This window comes from Pseudomonas sp. 18.1.10 (assembly GCF_024655625.1).
In the GTDB taxonomy this organism is placed as follows: Bacteria; Pseudomonadota; Gammaproteobacteria; order Pseudomonadales; family Pseudomonadaceae; genus Aquipseudomonas.
Map to the genome: position 1 here is coordinate 1 of NZ_JANLGL010000115.1, position 19,030 is coordinate 19,030.

General features: G+C 60.9%; 20 protein-coding genes, 1 tRNA gene and 1 pseudogene. 13 read left to right on the forward strand and 9 right to left on the reverse strand.

Annotated features, from left to right (window positions below; genetic code table 11):
- Positions 1–119 precede the first annotated feature (119 nt).
- Positions 120–193, forward strand: a tRNA-Gly gene (locus NUV89_RS18720).
- 99 nt (positions 194–292) lie between these two features.
- Here NUV89_RS18720 and NUV89_RS18725 read toward each other — a convergent pair.
- From NUV89_RS18725 to NUV89_RS18735, 3 genes and pseudogenes are all read right to left on the reverse strand, one after another.
- Positions 293–586 (reverse strand): DNA-binding transcriptional regulator, encoded by a 294-nt coding sequence (locus NUV89_RS18725; protein WP_257782467.1) that lies wholly within the window; start codon positions 584–586, stop codon positions 293–295.
- Positions 586–900, reverse strand: a pseudogene (locus NUV89_RS18730) (hypothetical protein). Before NUV89_RS18730 ends, NUV89_RS18725 begins: the two are co-directional and overlap by 1 nt.
- Positions 901–1,164: 264 nt before the next feature.
- On the reverse strand, positions 1,165–2,328 hold the full coding sequence (locus NUV89_RS18735; RefSeq protein ID WP_257782468.1) for an MFS transporter: 1,164 nt from the start codon (positions 2,326–2,328) through the stop codon (positions 1,165–1,167).
- A 96-nt stretch (positions 2,329–2,424) separates the two neighbouring features.
- On the opposite strand from NUV89_RS18735, the gene NUV89_RS18740 reads away from it, so the two are divergent.
- From NUV89_RS18740 to NUV89_RS18755, 4 genes are all read left to right on the forward strand, one after another.
- Complete coding sequence (locus NUV89_RS18740; RefSeq protein WP_257782469.1) at positions 2,425–3,318, forward strand: LysR family transcriptional regulator; 894 nt, start codon at positions 2,425–2,427, stop codon at positions 3,316–3,318.
- Positions 3,319–3,486: 168 nt separating this feature from the next.
- A complete protein-coding gene (locus NUV89_RS18745; protein WP_017736377.1) occupies positions 3,487–3,669 on the forward strand; it encodes a type II toxin-antitoxin system HicA family toxin in 183 nt (60 codons plus the stop codon).
- Between the two features lie 22 nt (positions 3,670–3,691).
- Complete coding sequence (locus NUV89_RS18750; protein ID WP_257782470.1) at positions 3,692–4,102, forward strand: type II toxin-antitoxin system HicB family antitoxin; 411 nt, start codon at positions 3,692–3,694, stop codon at positions 4,100–4,102.
- 163 nt (positions 4,103–4,265) lie between these two features.
- Positions 4,266–4,766 carry a methylated-DNA--[protein]-cysteine S-methyltransferase gene (locus tag NUV89_RS18755; RefSeq protein ID WP_257782471.1) on the forward strand — a complete coding sequence of 167 codons (501 nt, stop codon included), beginning with the start codon at positions 4,266–4,268 and terminating at the stop codon, positions 4,764–4,766.
- Positions 4,767–4,830: 64 nt separating this feature from the next.
- Here NUV89_RS18755 and NUV89_RS18760 read toward each other — a convergent pair whose 3' ends face one another.
- On the reverse strand, positions 4,831–5,358 hold the full coding sequence (locus NUV89_RS18760; RefSeq protein WP_257782472.1) for a DUF4142 domain-containing protein: 528 nt from the start codon (positions 5,356–5,358) through the stop codon (positions 4,831–4,833).
- A gap of 257 nt (positions 5,359–5,615) precedes the next feature.
- Entirely contained in the window at positions 5,616–6,515 is a 900-nt protein-coding gene (locus NUV89_RS18765; RefSeq protein ID WP_374684517.1) for a LysR family transcriptional regulator, read from the reverse strand.
- A 77-nt stretch (positions 6,516–6,592) separates the two neighbouring features.
- Here NUV89_RS18765 and NUV89_RS18770 point away from each other — a divergent pair, with 77 nt between their 5' ends.
- Positions 6,593–7,078, forward strand: a complete 486-nt coding sequence (locus NUV89_RS18770; RefSeq protein ID WP_257782474.1) for a DMT family transporter — start codon at positions 6,593–6,595, stop codon at positions 7,076–7,078.
- On the opposite strand, the gene NUV89_RS18775 is transcribed toward NUV89_RS18770, so the two are convergent.
- The 3 genes from NUV89_RS18775 to yiaY all read right to left on the reverse strand — a co-directional run bounded on the left by NUV89_RS18775 (position 7,036) and on the right by yiaY (position 9,928).
- Complete coding sequence (locus NUV89_RS18775; RefSeq protein WP_257782475.1) at positions 7,036–8,001, reverse strand: hydroxymethylglutaryl-CoA lyase; 966 nt, start codon at positions 7,999–8,001, stop codon at positions 7,036–7,038. The genes NUV89_RS18770 and NUV89_RS18775 overlap by 43 nt on opposite strands.
- An 11-nt stretch (positions 8,002–8,012) precedes the next feature.
- Positions 8,013–8,687, reverse strand: coding sequence for an NAD(P)H-binding protein (locus tag NUV89_RS18780; RefSeq protein ID WP_257782476.1), 675 nt, complete (start codon positions 8,685–8,687; stop codon positions 8,013–8,015).
- Between the two features lie 92 nt (positions 8,688–8,779).
- Positions 8,780–9,928 (reverse strand): L-threonine dehydrogenase, encoded by a 1,149-nt coding sequence (gene yiaY, locus NUV89_RS18785; protein ID WP_257782477.1) that lies wholly within the window; start codon positions 9,926–9,928, stop codon positions 8,780–8,782.
- 123 nt (positions 9,929–10,051) lie between these two features.
- Between yiaY and NUV89_RS18790 the strand changes: the two genes are divergently transcribed.
- Positions 10,052–11,068 carry a DUF4917 family protein gene (locus tag NUV89_RS18790; RefSeq protein ID WP_257782478.1) on the forward strand — a complete coding sequence of 339 codons (1,017 nt, stop codon included), beginning with the start codon at positions 10,052–10,054 and terminating at the stop codon, positions 11,066–11,068.
- A 123-nt stretch (positions 11,069–11,191) separates the two neighbouring features.
- Here NUV89_RS18790 and NUV89_RS18795 read toward each other — a convergent pair whose 3' ends face one another.
- Complete coding sequence (locus NUV89_RS18795) at positions 11,192–11,719, reverse strand: helix-turn-helix domain-containing protein (protein WP_257782479.1); 528 nt, start codon at positions 11,717–11,719, stop codon at positions 11,192–11,194.
- Positions 11,720–11,879: 160 nt separating this feature from the next.
- Between NUV89_RS18795 and NUV89_RS18800 the strand changes: the two genes are divergently transcribed.
- The 6 genes from NUV89_RS18800 to NUV89_RS18825 all read left to right on the forward strand — a co-directional run bounded on the left by NUV89_RS18800 (position 11,880) and on the right by NUV89_RS18825 (position 18,959).
- Positions 11,880–12,662, forward strand: coding sequence for an aldolase (locus NUV89_RS18800; RefSeq protein WP_257782480.1), 783 nt, complete (start codon positions 11,880–11,882; stop codon positions 12,660–12,662).
- A gap of 27 nt (positions 12,663–12,689) precedes the next feature.
- On the forward strand, positions 12,690–13,562 hold the full coding sequence (locus NUV89_RS18805) for a dihydrodipicolinate synthase family protein (RefSeq protein WP_257782481.1): 873 nt from the start codon (positions 12,690–12,692) through the stop codon (positions 13,560–13,562).
- Positions 13,563–13,776: 214 nt separating this feature from the next.
- Positions 13,777–14,316, forward strand: coding sequence for an RNA polymerase sigma factor (locus NUV89_RS18810; RefSeq protein ID WP_257782482.1), 540 nt, complete (start codon positions 13,777–13,779; stop codon positions 14,314–14,316).
- On the forward strand, positions 14,313–15,272 hold the full coding sequence (locus NUV89_RS18815) for a FecR domain-containing protein (protein WP_257782483.1): 960 nt from the start codon (positions 14,313–14,315) through the stop codon (positions 15,270–15,272). The genes NUV89_RS18810 and NUV89_RS18815 overlap by 4 nt, the downstream gene beginning before the upstream one ends.
- A 118-nt stretch (positions 15,273–15,390) precedes the next feature.
- On the forward strand, positions 15,391–17,961 hold the full coding sequence (locus NUV89_RS18820; RefSeq protein ID WP_257782484.1) for a TonB-dependent receptor: 2,571 nt from the start codon (positions 15,391–15,393) through the stop codon (positions 17,959–17,961).
- A gap of 104 nt (positions 17,962–18,065) precedes the next feature.
- Positions 18,066–18,959: a DMT family transporter gene (locus NUV89_RS18825; RefSeq protein ID WP_257782485.1), complete on the forward strand. Its 894-nt coding sequence runs from the start codon at positions 18,066–18,068 to the stop codon at positions 18,957–18,959.
- The last annotated feature ends 71 nt before the right edge of the window (positions 18,960–19,030 follow it).

Consider the following 19,030-nt stretch of genomic DNA (forward strand, 5'->3'; position numbering starts at 1 on the left):
CTCGGAATATCAGGCAAACCGAGGCGATGCCATCGCAGGCAAGCCAGCTCCCACATGCACATTTTTGAAGAAAAACTTCAAATCCGAGTGAACATCTGGTACAAAGTCAGCCGCTCTGAGCGGGTATAGTTTAATGGTAGAACAGTAGCTTCCCAAGCTTCCGACGAGGGTTCGATTCCCTCTACCCGCTCCACCTAATTGTTGGTCCTGCGTCTGGATGGTTTTGACGGGGGATGCATGAAAAAACCGGCCCTGGTGGCCGGTTTTTTTGTGTCTGAAACTCAAAGTCCAATCATCTATGTTCCAGGGCTGCCAACACATGGCCAGGGTCATTATAAATAGCCCGCAATAGTGCTCTTGCTGGCCCCTCTGGATCACGCCGCCCTTGCTCCCAGTTTTGAAGCGTTCCTACAGGTACATCGATCGCCCTCGCAAAGCGCGCTTGTGAGAGTCCCGTAGACTTTCGGATTTCCTTTATCTTCAAGGCGTCAATATAAAATTCGCGGGACGGCGGGCGTTCCCCTCGTACGATTTCGTCCATCTGGGTCATGCTTTCTACCAGACGACTAAACAGTCTTTTATCCATCACTCCCACCTTCTGTTTATCTCGCTCAGCACTCTCTTCTCCGTTGCCGAAAGGTCATCTTTGATGCCCTTTCGGTGGATTAGAATCAATCTTATTTGGTAGGCCCTACAGAGATGATAGTAAATCACTCTTACACCACCCCTCTTTCCCTTTCCCTGCACAGCCCAACGGATTTTCCTCAGGCCATTGGTCCCTTGGATGACATCACCGGCAGTGGGATTTTAGGCCAGAAACCCTTGAAACTCAGCGTAGCTGTCCTCACTCAAAAGCACTGCCAAATCTTCTGTGAATGCACGTGACTCGATAAATATCATAAACACGCCTATACGTCATTGGCGCATACAAAGCCTAGTCTAGCCGTCTCCTGTGACGCAACAACCACTCGTCACTCATGAATAGGCATACGAAAATGGCGCCGTTTGTTGAAGCGCAAACTCTACAATCATCGAGCCAATCTCATGACGTAGGACGGAACTGAGTTTTCCATACGAAAGGAGTCCAGCACCTCTGCCCTCCGCGTCACCGGCAAGTACTCCGTTGCCAAGATCACCAGCGCAGTACCGGGCTTGATTGCTCGGTCAGGGTGTCGAAACAAGCCCCGGTTCAAGGCGCTTCCAGCCTGCTGCGGCGATCAGCAAAGTCAGCACTTGAAAGACGACAATCAACCCCACACACCCCGCCCAGCCCCACCGCTCCCAGATCAATGCCGGGACGATAGCCCCGCAGCTGCCGCCCAGGTAATAGCAAGTGAGGTAAATACCCACAGCCCCCGCCTTGTTGTCGCGGGCGTTGGCCGTGGTGAACGCATTGGCGGCGGCCTGGGCGAGGAATACGCCGGTGGAGCTGAGGGCCAGCCCCAACACGATGCACCACAGCGTTGGCACCAGGGTCAGCAGCGTGCCCGTGATGCCTAGCACAACGGCGACGGTGAGCAACTCACTGTGGGGTCGGGCTTTGCTGAGGCGCCCCGCGATGGGGATCACGATCAATGCCAGCAGGAACACCATGTAAAGCGTGCCCAAAGCCGCAGGACCGAGGTTGAATGGCGGCAGGCCAAGGTACAAACCCACGTAGGTAAACGCCGCAACCTGGGAAAACAACACGCAAAAACCTACGGCATACGCCGCCAGCAATGGCTGACGAAAAGCCCCCGATGAAACAGTTGCCAGCGGCACCGCTCGCGCCCGGCTGGCCGGCAACAGGAACTGAATGAACCCGCCCACCATCAGGCTCAGCGCCGCGAGCAACTCGAAGGCTTCGCGCAAGCCCACGTACTCCGTCATCACCCCGGTGACAAAGCGCCCGGCAAACCCGCCCAGCACGGTGCCCGCCACGTACAGGCTGGTGACTTCGGTGATCGTGCCACCGCTCCACCGGTCGCCGATATAGGCCACGCTGGTGGCAAACACCACCGGGATCAACATGCCCTCGACAAACCGCCACACCAGCACTTCGGTGAAACTGTCGGCATACGCTGTCATCAACGCGGGCACGGCCAACAGCAGCGCCGCCACGCAGATCACGGTGCGTTGTTCAAAACGGCCGGTCAGGCGGCTGACAAACGGCGCCGTGATCGCGACGGCCAAGGTCGTCACGGTAATGCTCCACCCCGCCATCTTGGCGCTGATCTGAAACTGCGCGGCAAAGGTCTGGAGGATGCTCTGGGTCGCATACAGGTTGAGAAACGCCGCGCAGCCACACAGGAACAGGGCAAGACGGGCACAATGCAGGCGCGGTTTCATGAAACCTCTCGTTTTATGTTGAGCGGTCTTTATAGAATGCCCGGCAGGTCTTGGACCAATACCGAATCAGGACCGATCAATACCCCGAGGGCCAGGATGCTCGACCTACGCAAGCTGCGATACTTTCTGATGGTCGCCGAAGAATTGCACTTCGGCCGCGCCGCCCTCCGCCTGCACCTGGCCCAGCCGCCGCTGACCCGCCAGATCTCTGCGCTGGAAGCTGAGCTGGGTTTCAAACTGTTCGATCGCACCAGCCGCACGGTGACGCTGACCGCACAAGGCCGTTCGTTTTTACCCTATGCGCGGGGTGTGCTGGAGCAGGTGGAGCTGGCGCACGTCATCGCCGGCAAGCTCGCGGCAGGTACCGCCGGACAACTGACGCTGGGGTATGTCAGTTCGATTGCCTTGTCCGACCTGTTCAGCCAGGCGATCCAGGCGTTTGCCCAACGCTTTCCCGATGTGCAACTGACCCTGGTGGAATGTGCCTCCGGCAGCCTGGGTGCACAGGTGGCCGACGGGCGACTGGACGTCGGGCTGAGTCGTTTATTGCCACAGAGCAAGGCCGTGCAAGCACTGTCGCTGGGCGAGGAACGGCTGGTGGCGGCCTTATCCACGGACAGCCCGTTGGCGAGCCAGGCGCAGGTCAGCCTGGCGCAGCTCAGTGCTTATCCGCTGATCCTGTTCCCGGCGGATTACGGGTCGGGGCTGAACCAGTCCATCGAGCAGCTTTACCGCCACCACGGCCAGCCTCTGCGAGCAGCGCCTACCGGGCGGCAGATCACCTCGATCATCGCCCTGGTCGCGGCCGGGCAAGGCGTGGCGCTGGTGCCAGAATGCACACAAAGCTTGATGAACAAAGGCGTGACCTACCGACCATTGGTGGAAGTGGATGCGTGTGCGCAGTTGTTGGTGCTGACGCCAGCCGCATCAAAAAGTGTGTTGGTTGATGCGTTTCTCAGCGTGATGAAGCAGGCCCTACACACCCGGTAATACCTGCGTAAAACCTCGCAATACCTCTCTCTGGCGCCGTTGCTGCGCGCTCATACACTTCAGTGACTGCCTGGCGAAATACCGGTCATCGACCGTCGGTGGGTAGAGTGTTGATAATTTATTTTTTGTGGTTATAGTCACCACCAACACACACCACAAGGAGGTGCTGTGGATAGCCGATATTTGATAGGTCACATCGTTGCGGACGGTTGGTATCTGGTGCGTACCCGAGGCAGCCATCACCACTTCAAGCACCCGACCAAGCCGGGGCTGGTGACGATCCCTCATCCAAAAAAGGACCTGTTGGACAAGACCGCCAAGAGCATCCTGAAACAAGCACTGCTAAGTTGACCGTCCCAGGAGGACAACAGACATGCTTTACCCCATCGCAATTTCAACCGGTGACGACAACCACGCCTGGGGTGTGGAAGTTCCGGACATTCCCGGCTGCTACTCCGCCGGCGACGACCTGGACGACGCCATGGCCATGGCCCGCGAAGCCATCGAAGGGCACTTCGAGATCCTCGCGGAAGACGGTGCGCCGATTCCCAGTGCGCAGAAAGTCACCCTGCATGCCGCCAACCCACAGTACGCCGGCTGCACCTGGGCCGTGGTGGACATCGATATCACCAAGTACCTGGGCAAGGCGCAGAAACTCAATATCACCCTGCCCGGCTACCTGTTGAACCGCATCGATGAGTATGTGCTGCATCATCCCGAAGAAAAAAGCCGCTCGGGTTTCCTGGCATCGGCGGCGCTCAAGGTGCTGCAACAGGACCAGTAGGCGCGCGGTTCCGGGCGCACTGCTTCAGCTCTAGCCTTTTTGGTTGCGGCCTGTTGAAAGCTCTGAACGCAGGAAAATTCAACCGCAAGAAACGTAGTTTGTGGGCGGACGGATGAAACTACCCTCGCGTGGTAACGTTTGCACACTCTCAAGGAGCCCGCCCATGCCCTACGAATACAAACTCATGCCCTCCCCCGTCGGCCAACTCACGTTAGTGGCCCGCGACGGCAAGCTCAGCGCGATCCTGTGGGAAACAGAACGTGCCAACCGTGTGCGCCTGGGTGAACTGCACGAGGCCAACCACAGCCCGGTGCTACTGGAAGCGCAGCGCCAGTTGCAGGAGTACTTCGCCGGCACCCGCAATCGATTCACGCTGGAACTGGACTTCAGCGGCACCGATTTCCAGAAGCAAGTGTGGCAGGCGCTGCTGACCATTCCCTTCGGCGAAACCCGCAGCTACAGCCAGATCGCCCAGCAGATCGGCAACCCCAAGGCAGTACGCGCCGTGGGTGCAGCCAATGGGCGTAATCCGATCTCGATCATCGCGCCCTGCCACCGGGTGATTGGTGCCTCGGGTGAGCTGACCGGGTTTGCCGGTGGCCTGCAGGCCAAGCAATATTTGCTCGCCCTGGAAGGCACCGGCCAGGCGCAGTTAGCGCTCTGAACGCAGCAAAAAAAACGGCGATTGGAATCTCTCCAACCGCCGTTTTTTATTTCAGGCAACAGGTTCAACCGTCGCCCTGATGGCTTTTGCCGTAGGTCGATGCCAGGGCACGGGCCTTCTGCAAGCGCTCTTGCAACTTGGGCAGCGTCTCATCCACCAACGCTTTTATTTCCGGCACATCCGAAGCCGCGCCCTCCTGTTTGAACAGGGCAATGGCGTCTTCGTTTTCCTTGACCTGTTGCGCGGTGTAGGCAGCGTCAAAGGAGTCGCCGTCCTTGAGTTCGGGCATCAAGGTCTCGGCTTTGTCGACGATCTTCTCCCGCGGCGCCACCGGCAGCTCAAGCTTCTTGGCGATGGCCGCCAGGTGCTGGTTGGCCAGGGTGCGCTCGTTGATGACCTCAATGGTGTAATCCTTGATTTCCTGGGACGAAGTCTTGGCGTGGGCCATGCGACTGGTTTCGATATCGGCCATGCCTTTGGCCGACGCCTGCTCGATGAATTCAGCCGGCGACTGGGCGAAAGCATTGCTGGCGCCGAGGCCCAGCAGCATCGCGAAACTGGCGGTGCGTAACCGGATAGCCATGCGGCTCATAATGGGTTCCTCCAGGGTAAAAATAAGCGCGGGGGAACACGCCCCGCCCTGAATTCGAATTTTCATGGCGGCAAAGGTTTAGAAAATACTTGCCAGTGCGACGAACGGTCGTCCTGGCATGGGAATGCAATGCTGAACACACCACAAGTCAACATGTGGGAGCTGGCTTGCCTGCGATAGCGGCGGTACAGGCAACTTATGCACTGCCTGACCCACCGCCATCGCAGGCAAGCCAGCTCCCACAATTAATTGCTACGTCAGCCCTCCTGCACCCGCCCCATCAACCACTGCAACCCCGAATCCCCACCCCGCCGCACATGCCACGCCAACTCCACCGCAAACGAGGGAATATGAAACGGTGGCGGCACCGCCACCAGGTGTGGGTGATCGATGTTGAGCAAGCCCCGCGACGACACCGTCAGGATCAAATCCGTGCCCTGGATCAACTGCGGCGCCACGCCCCAATGCGGCAGGCTGATCGCCACATGGCGTCGCTCGCGAATCGCCGTCAGCGCCCGCTCGATTTCCGGCGTGCCACTGCCGCGCATTTCCAGCAACACATGGGGACGCGACAGGTAGGTGGCCAAGTCCAGCACGCCGTCATCCGGCAAGCTGTCGCGGTCGACCAGGCAGGTGTAGTGCTCTTCAAACAGCGGCGTAGTACGCAGTTCCGCTGGCATGTCAGGGAACACTCCGGCAGCAAGGTCGAGATCGCCACTGAGCACGCCATCCACCATGCCTTCGCGGCTGGCCTGGATGATTTGCAGGTCGATACCGGGCGCTTCACGGCGCAGCATGCGCACCAAGTCAGGTAGGAAAATTGCCGCGCTGTAGTCAGACATCGCTACGCGAAAGCGGCGCTTGGCCGAGGCCGGATCAAACCGGTTGGGCGCCAACAGCGCCTGCACCTGGGCCAGCGCCTCGGCGAGCGGTGCCGCCAATTCCAACGCGCGCGCGGTGGGCACCAAGGTGCCGCCCTGGCGCACCAGCAACGGGTCGCCAAGCAATTCCCTCAACCGGCCCAGCGCATGGCTGACCGCCGGCTGGCTCAGGTGCACACGTTCAGCGGCGCGAGTGACGTGTTGCTCGGTGAGCAAGGCGTCGAGGATCACCAGCAGGTTGAGGTCGATGCGGCGCAGATCATTCATCAGCTGCATGCTCAGCATAAGAACTTGGAATTTAAATTTGCGCGACGAATACCTTAGAGTCCAGCAAAACCTCTGGGAGATTCACAATGACGACCTTGCACTGGCTGGGTTTATTGGCGCTGGCAGTGATTGCCGGGGCGGTGGTGCCGTTTCAAAGTGCGATCAACGCCAACCTCGGGCGCGGGCTCGGGCACCCGTTGTGGGCCACATTAGCATCGCTGCTGGTCAGCATCATCGTGTTACTGCCGGTGATTGTGGCGCTGCGCTTGCCGTTGCCGAGCTTGAGCTTTATCAGCAAAGCACCGCTGTGGATGTGGGCCGGCGGCGCGTTTGGTGTGTGTTTTATTTCCCTGGCGTTGATGCTGCTGCCCAGGCTGGGCGCGTCGGGGTTTATTGCGCTGGCCATGGCCGGGCAGATTCTGGCGTCACTGCTGCTCGACCACTTTGGCCTGTTCGGCCTGGCGGAGCGCGAACTGACAACGCCCCGGGTGCTGGGGGCGTTGTTGTTGATCGGCGGCGTGGTGTTGATTCAGTTCAGCGCAACGCCCTCGGCGATCAGCGCGGCGACATAATCCGGTGGGGCATGCAGGTCGCAATTGCGCCCGGCCTTGGCCACTTGGCCGGGTAGTTCATGGCCCAGCAGCGCCGGCAAGCGCCGGGACATCTGCAACAGATGCGGCAGGTCGATACCGGTAGAAATCCCCATCTCTGCGCACAGGTTCACCAGATCCTCCGTACAGATATTGCCCGACGCCCCGGGCGCAAACGGGCAGCCGCCGAGGCCACCAAGCGCCGCATCAAAACGCCGGGCACCGGCCTCGTAGGCGGCCAGCACATTGCACAACCCCAGGCCACGGGTGTTGTGAAAATGCAGGGTCAGGTCGGCGGCCGGCACGCGTTGCAACACGCGCTTGACCAGGCGCGCTACCTGACGCGGGTTGGCCATGCCGGTGGTGTCGGCCAGGGTGATGCCCTGGATGCCCAGTTCACGATACGCATCGACAATCCGCAGTACGCGGTCCTCATCGACCGCCCCTTCGAACGGGCAACCAAATGTCGTCGCAATGCTGCCGTTGAGGCGCACCGGATGGTCGGCGGCAAAGCTGACGATCTCGCCGAACGCCGCCAACGACGCCTCGCAGCGCATGCGCAGGTTGGCCAGGTTGTGGCTCTGGCTGGCGGACATCACCAGGTTCAACTCATCGGCGCGGGAGGCGATGGCACGCTGGGCGCCCTTGAGATTGGGGATCAGCGCCACGTAGATGACCCCCGGCTTGCGCGCGATGCCCTGGAACACTTGCTCGCCATCGCGCAAGGCCGGGATCGCCTTGGGCGAGACAAACGAACCCGCTTCGATCCGCGAGAAACCGGCGCGGGAAAGCTGGTCGATCAAGGCGATCTTGTCGGCCGTCGCCACCCAGGTCGGTTCGATTTGCAAGCCATCACGCGGGGACACTTCCTGCACGATCAGCGCGTCTGAATAATCCTCAATCACCGTCAGCTCCTTCAACGACGCTCGTCAGCCAAGCGATTGATCCCAGCCTGCTCCACCACCGGTTGCGGCGCGCCATGACTGGCGGCCTGCAACATCGCCCGGCCGACGGTCTCGGTGCTCACCACCCAACCCGGTTTAACCCGGCGCACCAACGACAGCAGCGGCCCCAGCACGGAATAAAACCCCTGGTACAACGGTGTCTTCGAGCGCACGCCGTGCAGCGGTTGGATCACCCCCGGGCGGAACAGGTACACCGCCTTGAAGGGCAAGCGCAGCAAGGCATTCTCGGTCTTGCCCTTGACCCGCGCCCACATCGACTTGCCCGCCTCGGAACTGTCGGTACCGGCGCCGGACACGTAGATAAAGGTCATCTGCGGATTAAGCCGCGCCAGGGTGCTGGCTGCGACCAATGTGAGGTCATAGGTGAGGTGGGTGTAGTGGGTTTCGTTCATGCCCGCCGACGACACGCCGAGGCAGAAGAAGCACGCATCAAAACCTTGCAGCAGGTTTTCCAGGGGTTGGAAATCCAGCATGTCGCCGTGCAATACCTGATGCAGCTTGCCGTGTTCCTGGGTCAGCGGCGTACGGCCGACGGCGACGACTTCTTGCACATCGGCGGCCAGCAGGCATTCACGCAGAACACCTTGGCCGACCATGCCGGTGGCGCCGAATAACAGAACTCTCATAGGGGGACCTCAGCGGCAAGCCGCACGCTTCAAGCGACAAGTTGAATGCAGTTCAGCTTGTAGCTTAACGCTTGCAGCCTGTCAGTGCCCCGTTAGAAAGCGCTGCGAAAGATCTCTTCTATTTGCCTTTGATCGGCGCGCCGTGGATTGGTCAACCCACAGGCATCCTTCAACGCATTGCTGGCGAGCAATGGAATGTCCTGCAGCTTGGCGCCGAGTTCGCGCAGGCCTGCGGGAATGTCTACGTCCTGGGACAAACTGCGGATCGCCGCAATCGCCGCCTGAGCGCCCTCTTCCACGGTGATGCCTTTGACATCCGCACCCAGCGCGCGGCCCACGTCACTCAAGCGTTTGGCGCTGACGCTGGCGTTGAAGCTTTGCACATGGGGCAGCAACACCGCGTTGCACACACCGTGGGGCAAGTCATACAGGCCGCCCAACTGGTGCGCCATGGCGTGCACAAAACCCAGGGACGCGTTGTTGAACGCCATGCCGGCGAGGAATTGCGCGTAGGCCATGTTTTCCCGCGCGGCCTTGTCGCTGCCGTCGCGCACGGCCAGGCGCAGGTTGGCGCTAATCAGTTCGATGGCCTTGATCGCGCAGGCGTCGGTGATCGGCGTGGCAGCGGTGGACACGTAGGCTTCGATGGCGTGGGTCAGGGCATCCATGCCGGTGGCGGCGGTGAGGCCCTTGGGCATGCCGACCATCAGCGCCGGGTCGTTGACCGACAGCAGCGGCGTGACGTTGCGGTCGACGATGGCCATTTTCACGTGGCGGGTTTCGTCGGTGATGATGCAGAACCGGGTCATCTCGCTGGCGGTGCCGGCGGTGGTGTTGATGGCCACCAGCGGCAGTTGCGGCTTGCTGGACTGGTCCACGCCTTCGTAGTCGCCAATATGCCCGCCGTTGGTGGCGCACAGCGCGATGCCCTTGGCGCAGTCGTGGGGCGAGCCGCCGCCCAGGGAGACGACAAAATCGCAGGCGCTTTCCTGCAACAGTGCCAGGCCTTTCTCGACATTTTCCACATTGGGGTTGGGCTTGGCGCCGTCGTAGATCACCGAGTCGATGTCCTGCATCGCCAGCTTCTCGGCGATCATGCTGGCCACGCCGGCTTTGGCCAGGCCTGCGTCGGTGACGATCAGCGCCTTGTGAAAGCCGTAGTTGCGGATGGCGGTCATGGCTTCGTCGAGGCAGTCGGTGCCCATGATGTTGACGGCGGGAATAAAAAAGGTGCTGCTCATGGCTAATCCTCGTAGGCTTTATGCCTACAGAATCAACCGCTGACGGGCACAGCATCTTGACCAGGATCAACGCCCGCTCGTGATAAAGTCACCGCCCAGCCGATTTCGAGTAGACCCGCCGCAATGAAGGATTTCCAGGATATTGACGCCCACCTTGAAGACTGGAGCGCCCTGCGCGGCGCCATCGACTTCAGCGGGATTCTGATCGGCAACGGCGCCAGCCGTACGATTTGGGAAGACTTTGCCTACGACTCGCTGTTCGAAAACGCGCGCACCGTCGAAGAGAAACCCCTGAGCCCCTCCGAACTCAGCGTGTTCGACGCCCTGCAAACCCGCAGCTTCGAGCAGGTCCTGGGCGCCCTGAAAACCACCAGCCGGGTCAACAAGGCGCTGGCGGTCAGCTCGGCGGCGCCGCGCAATCGCTACTACGCGATCAAGGAAGCGCTGATCAACACCATCCACGCCGTGCATATCCCGTGGCGCCTGGTGCAGCCGTCGACACTGGAGACGATCAACCGCGAACTGGCGAGCTACGCCACGGTATTCACGAGCAACTACGACTTGCTCAACTACTGGGCGATCCTGCACACACCGGGCATCGACGACCTGTTCCGCAGCGCCGACGCCAGCTTCGACCTGCGCAACACCCACACCAGCGCCACCCGCATCCTCTACTTGCACGGCGGCCTGCACCTGGTGCGCAACCTCGACGGCACCGCGCGCAAATTGCCGACCACCGACAGCACCTTGCTCAGCAGTTTCGCGATCAACAACACGATCAAGACCCTGGACGATGTGCCGCTGTTTGTCAGCGAAGGCAAGGTGGAAGAGAAACTGAAGAGCATCCGCAGCTCGGATTACCTGTCGTTCTGCTATGAACAGTTGCTCGGCCATCAGGGCGCGTTGTGCATCTTCGGCCACGATTTGGGCGCGCAGGATAAACACTTGGTGGATGCGATTCGCCAGGCGCAGTTGAGCACCCTGGCGATCTCGGTGTCGGGGCGCAGTGATGGGTTTATTCGGCAGCAGAAGCGGCGGTATGCGGAGATGTTCGAGGGGACGGGCGTGGAGCTGAGATTCTTTGCGGCACGTACCCATGCGCTCGGCAATCCCACACTGTCAGTACCTGTCGAACACTGATCAAAATGTGGGAGCGGGCTTGCTCGCGAAGGCGGTGGGTCAGACAGAACATCTGTGCCTGATACACCGTATTCGCGAGCAAGCCCGCTCCCACATTGATCGCATTTCAAGGCGCAATCAGCATCATTCTTCGCGGCTGTGGACGACCACCAACAACTGCGCCTGCACCGGCCCCACCGACCTCAGCCGATGGGGCTTCTGCGCATTGAAGTGCAGCGCATCGCCGCGCTCCAGAATCACCCGTTCATTCATGAAATCCACTTCCACCTGGCCTTCATGCACGAACAGAAACTCCTCCCCCAGGTGCTCCTTGAAGGTCTTGTCGGTGAACTCCGCCGGCGGGTAAATGATGAACGGCAACAGGCTGCGTTCACTGACCTGATGGGCCAGCACCGCATAACCCGGCGCGGTATCGGGCCGCTCATGGCTGCGCACCAGGCTGTAGCTGTCGAGGCTGACGCTGTCTTCGCTGAACAGCTCTTCGACCTTCACGTTCAATGCCTTGGCCAGTTTCAGCGCGGCGGCAATCGACGGCGTATTGAGTCCGCGTTCAACCTTGGACAGGTAACTCTTGGTCATGCCGGACTTTTCGGCCAGCACATCCAAGGTCACGCCAAGTTTTTTTCTCAATAATTTCAAACGGATAGACATGTGCTGCGGTTAATCCATGCAAGAAACGATAAGCTGCGCTTGCCAATGACACTTTGTGTCATATAGCATCTTTAGTGTCATTTGCGTTCACCCAACGACCTTGCGAGCAGCGGGAGACCAGCAAACCAGACGTCCATTGAACCACCCAAAGGACACCGATATGGCCAAGACATTAGCACTCCCCAAAGACCAACTGGTCAAGCAAGCGCTGATCCAGATGCAAAACACCCTGGCGGATAATACGTGGACCGACCGGCAAAAGCTGGCGCTCACGTGCCGCATCCTGTTCGAGAACGGCCACGACTCCGGCCTGGCCGGGCAGATCACCGCCCGTGGGCCAACGCCTGGCACCTATTACACTCAGCAACTAGGCCTGGGTTTTGACGAAATCACCGCCAGCAACCTGCTGCTGGTCAACGAGGACCTTGAAGTACTGGAAGGCCACGGCATCCCCAACCCAGCCAACCGTTTCCACAGTTGGGTGTACCGTGGGCGGCCGGATGTGAATTGCATCATCCATACGCACCCCACGCACATCGCGGCGCTGTCGATGCTGGAAGTGCCGTTGCAGGTGTCCCACATGGACCTCTGCCCGCTGTACGAAGACTGTGCCTTCCTGGAAGCCTGGCCGGGGGTGCCGGTGGGTAATGAAGAAGGCGAAATCATCACCGAGGCCCTGGGCGACAAGCGCGCGATCCTGCTTTCCCACCACGGCCAACTGTCCACCGGGGCAAGCATCGAGGAAGCCTGTGTGATCGCGCAATTGATCGAACGTGCGGCCAAGTTGCAGTTGCTGGCCATGGCGGCGGGCACCATCAAGCCGATCCTGCCAGCACTTGGCCGCGAGGCCCACGACTGGATCTCCCGGCCCAAACGCCACGGCGCCGCGTTCAACTATTACGCCCGGCAGAACCTGCGCCAACACGCCGATTGCCTGAACTGATTGCCCTTTTTCGACCGGAGACCTCCCATGTCCAGCCCAACCATCCACGGCATCATCGGCTACACCATCACCCCGTTCAGCGCCGACGGTTCACGCATTGACCTCGACGCCCTGGGCCGCTCCATCGACCGCTTGATCGCCAGCGGCGTGCATGCCATCGCGCCCTTGGGCAGCACCGGCGAAGGCGCCTACCTGAGCGACGCCGAGTGGGATGAAGTGAGCGCCTTCAGCCTGGCGAAAATCGCCCGGCGCGTGCCCACCGTTGTCAGCGTGTCCGACCTGACCACCGCCAAGGCCGTGCGCCGCGCCCGTTACGCCGAAGCCAATGGCGCCGACGTGGTGATGGTGCTGCCGGCGTCCTACTGGAAACTCAGCGAAGCGGAAATCCTCGCCCACTACGCCGCGATTGGCGACAGCGTCGGCGTGCCGATCATGCTGTACAACAACCCGGCCACCAGCGGCACCGACATGTCGGTGGCGCTGATCCTGCGCATCATCCAGCAGGTCGCCAACGTGACGATGGTCAAGGAAAGCACCGGCGATATCCAACGCATGCACCAGCTGCATCGCCAGAGTGACGTGCCGTTCTACAACGGCTGCAACCCGCTGGCGCTGGAAGCGTTCGCGGCCGGGGCCAAGGGGTGGTGCACGGCGGCGCCGAACCTTATTCCACAACTCAACCTGGATTTGTATGACGCGGTGCTGGCCAATGACCTGACAACGGCACGCGCGCTGTTCTATCGCCAGTTGCCGTTGCTGGAGTTCATTCTCAAAGGGGGGTTGCCGGCGACGATCAAGGCCGGGTTGCGCTTGACCGGGTTGGAGGCGGGCGATCCACGGTTGCCGGTATTCCCGTTGGGTGAAGCCGGGATCGAACAGCTGAAAACATTACTGCGCTAACACCGCAACCCTCGTGGGAGCTGGCTTGCCTGCGATGCAGACACCGCGGTTCATCCGTGAAACCGAGGTGATGCAATCGCGGGCAAGCCCGGCTCCCACATTGCCCTTCTCCCACATTTTTAATCGCGTACATCCGTTATATAGAGACAAATAGCAATGGTTCTCGATACCATTCGCGACTTTCCTACGTCGTGCTTCGTCAAGAAGGATATCCATGTCTCGTCCCAAGCCCGACCCGTTGGCGGCCGATGCCTTTCGCGGTTTTTATACAGATATCCTGTATTTCCTGCGCAAACGCACGGACAACGCCAGCGACGCCGCGGACATGACCCAGGATGTCTTCACCCAATGGCTGGACTACCGCGACCGCGCCAAGGTCGAGCAGCCACGGGCGTTTCTGTTCCAGATGGCGCGCAACCTGCTGCGCGATCACTGGCGTAAACAGAAGGTACGGCAGACCGTCCACCAGGATCAGGCCGAAAGGGACGCGGAGCCTGTCACCGACGAGCAAAACGAGCCCATGGCCGCCGCGCAACGCTTGCAACGCCTGGAACAGTTGAAAGAAGTCCTCGCCGAACTCTCGCCCCGCCGACGAGAAGCCCTTATGCTGCACCGCTTCGAAGGCCTGAGCCAGGCGCAGATCGCCGAACGCATGGGCATCTCCACCAGCATGGTGGAGAAGCACATCGCCTTGGCCCTGCTGCATTGCAAGCGACGCCTTCAACACGAACCCGGCACGGAGCAGCCAGAATGAACCGCCTGAGCGACATCGACATCGAGGACAGCGACTCCATCGACGCCCAAGCCGCCAGCTGGTTTGCCCGCAACCACGCCGACACCGACCGCGCCGATCGCAAGGCCTTCGCCGCCTGGCAGGCCGAGCCGGCCCATGCCCGCGCCTATGCCGAATTCGAGCAACTGTGGGCGGACCTCGCCCAGTTGCAGCAACTGAACAAGCCCGTGGCGCTGCCCCAACGCAAGCCCTCGGTATGGCGCCCGGCCCTGGCGGTGGCCGCAGCAGTAATCTGCGCCGTGCTGGCCACGCACATTGGCGCGCCCCGCGAGCTTTATCACAGTCAGGTCGCCGCCCACGCCAAAGGCATGCGCACCCTGAACCTGCCCGATGGCAGCACCCTGTACGTGAATGCCAACACCCAGCTGCGCGTGGACTTCAACGCCCACCAGCGCATCGTGCACCTGGACAAGGGCCAGTTGTACATCGAGGTGGCGCCCGACAAGGAACGGCCCCTGTTCGTACAAGCCGGTGAGGCCAATGTGCGGGTAGTCGGCACCGGTTTCGATGTGCGCCGCAGCCAGCAGCAACTGGTGGTCAGCGTCGCCCACGGCCAGGTGGCGTTCGCGCCGGACGCAAAAAACCCGGTCACCGTGCTCGGCGCCCAGCAACGCGCCACCTACAGCTACGCCAAGGGCACGCTGCAACAGCAAACGCTCAACGCTGAAGAAGTCGCCGACTGGCGCAGCGGCCACTTGTCGTTTCGCAACCGCGAACTGGCCAGCCTGGTCGACGAGTTGAGCCTGTACCGCCCGCAGGCGCCGTTGCACGTCAGCCAGGCCGTGGCGCAGTTGAAGGTGTCGGGCAATCTCGATGTGAATGACCCCGACGCCCTGCTCAACGCCCTGCCCGCCCTGCTGCCGGTGAAAACCGTGGCCTCGGCCGATGGCGTGGTCAGGATCGAATCGAGCCAGTAAGGCTTATTTGAGAATATTTTGCATTCGCAGGTGTGGATTTGTTTACCAGCCCCGTCTTCCCCCGGTCTGTGTTTGATACGCACACCTTTTTGGCTATTTAGCCGCACCGGGGGATTTCATGTTTCGCGCGCCTTGCCTCGCTTCGCACCTGTTTCTTCGACCGACGCTCATCGCTAGCTGCCTGGTATTGAGCCTCAGTGCCCAAGCCGAATCGCTCACGCTGCAACTGCCTGCGCAGTCGCTGGCCACGTCCCTGAGCCAGGTGGCGCAACAGGCGAAAATCCAGCTGCTGTTCGATGAAGAACTGCTCAAGAACGTGCAAGCGCCAGCACTCAACGGCAACTTCACGCCGGAAGTGGCGATTCGCACCCTGCTGAAAAACGGCGAGTTCACCCTGATAAAGGTCGGCAGCACCTACGTCGTGCGCCCCGATGAGGGCAAGACCACCAACAGCGGCGTTGTTCAACTGGATGCACTGAGCGTGATCGGCACCGGTAGCCAGGTCGACTCCAGCACCGTGGGCCGCTCCACGCTGAGCCAGGCGGATATCGACCGCTACCAGCCCGACAACATTCCTTCACTGTTGCAGACCCTGCCCGGCGTCTCCATGGGCGGCTCACCCAAGCCAGGCGGCCAGACCATGAACATCCGCGGCATGGGCGATGCCGAGGATGTGCCAATGACCGTGGATGGCGCGGCCAAAAGCGGTTTCGAGCGTTATCAACAAGGCACCATCTTCATCGAGCCCGAGCTGATCAAAAGTATTGAGGTGGAAAAAGGCCCTTACTCGCCATTTACCGGTAACGGCGGTTTTGGCGGCACGGTCAACATGATTACCAAGGACGCACCGGACCTGCTCAAGGACGGGCAAAATGCCGGGGCGATGGTCAAATACGGCTACGCCAGCAACAACCACGAGCAGGTCTACACCGGCGCCGTGTATGGCCGCACCGACGACGGCCGCATGGACGGCCTGGCCTACCTGACCAAGCGCGACGGCGACGACCTCAAGCTTGCCGGCACGCCGCCCGATCCGCGCAATGAATACCCGATCAACCCCAAACGGTTGCCCAATAGCGCGCAGGATGTCGAAGGCCAACTGTTCAAATTCAACGCGTATTTCACCGATGAACACAGCATGGGCCTGTCTTACTCTCGCGCCCAAAGCCAACGTATGACGCCGTTCTCGGCTAAGTCCTACCCATCACCCCCGAAACAACCGGCCATCGACCGTTATGGCTACGCAACGGCGGTGTCTCGCTTCCTGGCCGACCGCGACACAGTGGACACCACCTGGTCGAGCAAGTACGAGTACCACCCACTGAACAACCCGCTCATCGACCTGAAGCTGAGCTACTCGGAGTCCAATACCGACCAGACCGATGAGCGCGCCGAGAATGCCGTCATTAGCCCGGCTACCGGTGGACGCAAGATGGATACGTCCTACAAAGACCGCATCCTCGAACTGCGCAATACCAGCCTGCTGACCACTGGTCCGCTGGAGCACGCGGTGACCACGGGCGTGCAGATCCGCAAGCACAAGCGCGAAACCGAGAGCTGGATGCCGGGCGCCACCTACAACACCGCCAAATACAACTATGGGCATTTCCAGCCGTACTTCATGCCCCACGGCAAGGTCGATAGCAACGCGTTCTACATCCAGGACGCGATTACCCTGGGCGACGTGACCATTACGCCGTCCCTGCGTTACGACCATGTGCGCAACCGCGGTCAAGCCAATGACGCGCCGAACTACAGCAGCCCGGACCCGAAAGTGGGCCACGACTACAGCGACCGCACCTACACAGGATGGTCGCCGCGACTGGCGGCGTTCTGGAACGTGACCCCGGATGTGGCCTTCTTCGCCAGTTGGAACCGCACGTGGCGCGCGCCGGTGATCGATGAACAGTACGAAGTCCAAGGCGCTATCAGCACCCGTAGCGCCACCAGCCTGAACCTCGACCCGGAGCGCATTACGGCGATTACCGCGGGCAACGTCACCAACTTCTCGGGGCTATTCACCCGCGAGGACAACCTGCAACTGCGCACCACGCTGTTCCACAACCGTATTGAAGACGAAATCATGAAAGCCACCGGCGTCGGCTGCGAACGGCAACTGACAGTTTCGGGCAGTATCGATGGGGTATGCAGTGACGCGGCGTCCAGGACCAACTATCGCAATGTGGGTGGCATGACCATCAAGGGCGTCGAGCTGGAAAGCTACTACGACTCGACCTACCTGTTCGGTTCCCTGACTTACTCCTGGGCCACAGGCAAGCGCGACAACCCCTACACCAACCCCTGGGCGACAGACCTGCACGTATGGGCGCGGGATATCCCACCGGCCAAATGGGTGGTGGTGCTGGGTACCAAGATCCCGAGCTGGGATGCGCAGGTGGGCTGGCAGGGCCAGTTCGTACGCAAGACCGATCGCGTGCCCACCGATGTTTACGCGGGCGGTTTGAACTCCAGCATCGGCGACTTCATCTACGACCAGACGGAGAACGCCAGCTACGACACACAAGGCCTGTTTGCCAATTGGAAACCACAACAGGCCGGTCTCAAGGGCACCGAGATCAACTTCACCGTCGACAACCTGTTCAACCGTTTCTACCAACCGGCACTTAGCGGCGAAGGTGTCTACAGCCAAGGCCGCAACGCCAAGATCAGCATCACGCGCTTCTTCTGAAAAAACTGTACGGATAAATCCGCACCCAGCTGTAGGCCCTTGATCGGCGGGGGGTGTGGCTAGATGGGCTTCCCTTGAAGCCCTCTCGATTTCGGTCCCACTCCATGAGCTCGCGCGAAAACACCGGCATGGCCCTCGGCCTGCTGGGCGTCATCATCTTCAGCCTGACCCTGCCCTTCACCCGCATCGTGGTGCAGGAAATCCACCCGCTGCTCAACGGCCTCGGCCGCGCGCTGTTTGCGGCCATCCCGGCGGCGGCGTTGTTGTTGTGGCGCCGTGAACAATGGCCGACCTGGCGCCAGGTGCGCGGCCTGTGCCTGGTGATTGCCGGGGTGATCCTCGGCTTCCCGGTGCTGTCGACGTGGGCCATGCAAACCCTGCCGGCGTCCCATGGTGCACTGGTCAACGGCCTGCAACCGCTGTGCGTGGCGCTGTATGCGGCGTGGCTGTCCCACGAACGGCCGTCCAAAGCCTTCTGGGCCTGTGCAGCGCTGGGCAGTGGCTTGGTGTTGAGTTATGCGTTGATTACCGGTGCGGGCAGCATTCAGGCGGGCGATTTGTTGATGCTCGGCGCCATCGCCGTGGGCGGCCTGGGCTATGCCGAAGGTGGCCGACTGGCCAAGGAGATGGGCGGCTGGCAGGTGATCTGCTGGGCGCTGGTGCTGTCGACGCCGGTATTGATCGGCCCGGTGTGGTACCTGGCGGCGCAGCATCAAGGGGCGATTTCCACGCGGGCCTGGTGGGCCTTCGGTTATGTGTCGCTGTTCTCGCAGTTCCTCGGGTTCTTTGCCTGGTATGCCGGGTTGGCCATGGGCGGGATCGCGCGGGTGAGCCAGATCCAGTTGTTGCAGATCTTCTTTACCATCGCGTTTTCGGCGCTGTTCTTTGGCGAACAGATCGAGCCGATTACCTGGGTGTTTGCGTGTGGGGTGATTGTGACGGTGATGTTGGGGCGCAAGACCTCGGTGCAGCCTGCGCCCAAGCCTAGCGCGGTCTGACAGTGGAAGGAGATTAGTGTGGGAGCGGGCTTGTGTGGGAGCGGGCTTGTGTGGGAGCGGGCTTGCTCGCG